At 36.5% G+C, this 2,557-nt stretch carries 3 protein-coding genes; all 3 read right to left on the bottom strand.

Going from position 1 to position 2,557, the window contains the following annotated elements:
• Positions 1–757: 757 nt before the first annotated feature.
• The 3 genes from C8322_RS14170 to C8322_RS14160 are packed head-to-tail and all read right to left on the bottom strand — an operon-like array spanning position 758 to position 2,474.
• Positions 758–1,174 (bottom strand): roadblock/LC7 domain-containing protein, encoded by a 417-nt coding sequence (locus C8322_RS14170; protein WP_004809610.1) that lies wholly within the window; start codon positions 1,172–1,174, stop codon positions 758–760.
• A gap of 10 nt (positions 1,175–1,184) precedes the next feature.
• Positions 1,185–1,721, bottom strand: a complete 537-nt coding sequence (locus tag C8322_RS14165; RefSeq protein ID WP_004809608.1) for a GTP-binding protein — start codon at positions 1,719–1,721, stop codon at positions 1,185–1,187.
• A gap of 12 nt (positions 1,722–1,733) precedes the next feature.
• Positions 1,734–2,474: a hypothetical protein gene (locus tag C8322_RS14160; protein ID WP_004809606.1), complete on the bottom strand. Its 741-nt coding sequence runs from the start codon at positions 2,472–2,474 to the stop codon at positions 1,734–1,736.
• Between the last annotated feature and the right edge of the window lie 83 nt (positions 2,475–2,557).

Raw genomic sequence — 2,557 nt, 5'->3', positions numbered from 1 at the left:
GGTAGTGTGGGGTTTCCCATGTGAGAGTAAGTCATCGCCAGCTCATTATTTTAAACACCCCCTGCCAAATGGCAGGGGGTGTTTTTTTTATGGCCAAGATTTAAGAAAGCATCTAAATATTAAGTTTTATATAAAGCTACAGCAGAAAATTTGCTCATTATATAAAGTCATAGTGGTTGTTATCTTCTAGGATGAATTCCCTGTAATCGATTTTAGTAGTGTTTTTTAGCTGATGCTTAAGTGCAGTATCGCTATTAAATACTTCGCTACAGTGCCTAGGAGGGCGGGTGAAAGGTGAATAACTTTGTTTACCTACCACCATGGTGGTAATAAAACGTTTTGCGAGCTATCGGTAGATAGACTCAAATGCCTTATATGAAGGGTATTGATATCTACGGTGTATATTTCATAAAGGATGAAAGATTTACATATAAATATTATTTTTTAGTTATATGCTGTACGTTTATATAGAAACTTAGATCATTAAATTACTGGTTCTTTATTCAGGATTATTTAAATTAAAATTGTGATTAAGTAACATCCTATAAATCAGGCAGAAGTAACAGCTGCTCCCGTGATGGCTAGTTTGGGCTCTGCCATTTTATTTGTCTTACTTTTAATTAGTTCAGCTATAGTCGACCATATATTTAAATATGCTTTTCTCGTAGGAATCTCGACTGGAATTATGAGTAGTTATTATGAATCTTGATTATGTAATATTACAAGCCTGACTCAAGCTTGTAATATTCATATGGAATCAGATTTGAAAGTTAGAAATATCCTGAGCAATTTTTTTCGTGCAATATAACAGTTGACCTAAAAGTACATCATTAGTGGTCATGGCTAGGATCAGCATAGGAAACTTTGGATGCGGAATTGCAGTTAGGATCGCTTTACCATTATTAGCATCCAGTGTAATGCTTTGACAGCCTTCCAGCTGTAATTCCTGCATAAATGCCTGGACCATAGCTACAATAGAACTACTTACGGCAGCAAGTTTTCCTTTACCGTTAGTTTTAATTTTTTCAAATGAGGCTAATTCAAATCCATCTGAAGAGCACAGCATGATAAGTTCTATACCTTGCACATTGAATAAGAGTTCTTGAATCTGCTTGGCTGCAAATTCAGTTAATTCTTGGGGAGCAGTACGTTTTGCAAGATTATTTAAGGACATGGAATTTTCTTCAGACAGTAAGTTGAACTTCAGCTGTGGCGATCAAGGCATCAACCAGCATTAAAACATCATTTTTTTCACGGGCATCAATAAAGAGGATTGGATAAGTACTGTCTTGCTTTTCAGCCCAGCCATGATAGAGAGCAGCATTATTTTTAGCTTTCTTATCAATATGTGTAATGCCAATTACAACGTTTTTAACTTTATCTTTGAAGTAATTCAGATAAAATTCTAGTTCTTCTAATGGCTCGTCAATACTGTCATCAATCAGTAATATTACTCCAATAGCACCTTGTGTAATAACGTTCCAGATAAAATTAAAGCGTTGCTGACCTGGTGTGCCATATAAGCCGACTTTGACCCCATCTTCCAGGACCAGTTCACCATAATCGATACCGACCGTTGTTAGTGATTTCTGGTGTGCTTCAAGGTCGGTATTAATTGCTTCGGTACTTAATACATCAATATTAGAAATGGTGCGAATGGCTGTAGCCTTGCCAGCACCCATGCTACCGGCAAATACCAATTTAAATTGGTGCAAGATCAAACTGAATTACTCCTAGATACCGAGCTTCTTACGTAACTTGCTAAAGAAACCCATCATTTTATTAGCTTCCTTTTGAACAGCGACAGTTGCATGCTGTGCGAATTTGGCTTGATCCGATGAGATCGGTTCAAGCATATTGGCTAGTTGTGAAGCACATAGAAATTGATGAATATATTTTTCACCTAATTTCAACTGTTGTTGTGCATAGGCAACTGATGCACCTTCACTGAAAAGGGCAGCTAATTTGAATAGATCTTTGCGCTGGTCGAAATCTTTAATTTGTGGCCATTTAGCTAAGCGGTAATAGTCTGGATATTCAAGTTCATCAAATTGCAAATGATGCCATACAAAATTCCAAATCCCTTGGTTAAGATCTTCTGGACGCACTTGAGTGCGAAATTGCACAATACTATTTAGATCAGCAGGTTCAAGGCTGAATTCTGAATCAGGTTGCGGATACCAGTCGATTGCTGGATAGAAGCAATGTTGTTCCAGATCAATAAGAGCTACACGTTTATCACTATTTTTAATCATGTATTTGCTATGACCTGATGGCTGAAATAACTCATCTAGTATTAATTTAAATGAGTGATATGCTATTTTGGCGCTACAAGAGGGTACTATTAATATGGGTTGTTCAATTGAATGAGGCAATTGAGTGCCTGATAAAAACTCACGTTGTAACCATTCAATTAAAGCATGAGGGTGTTCAAAGGGTAAGAACAATGTATTTTCAATCACCTGAGATGACAATGTAGGGTTTTTCTCAACTTGTAGAAGTGTAAGATTATTAGACCTCTTTCATAAATCATTTTTTGCTCAGTTCCAAGTTGTAG

Source organism: Acinetobacter sp. SM1B (assembly GCF_003289665.1).
GTDB lineage: Bacteria > Pseudomonadota > Gammaproteobacteria > Pseudomonadales > Moraxellaceae > Acinetobacter > Acinetobacter schindleri.
This window is presented reverse-complemented; position numbering and strand designations above follow the sequence as displayed.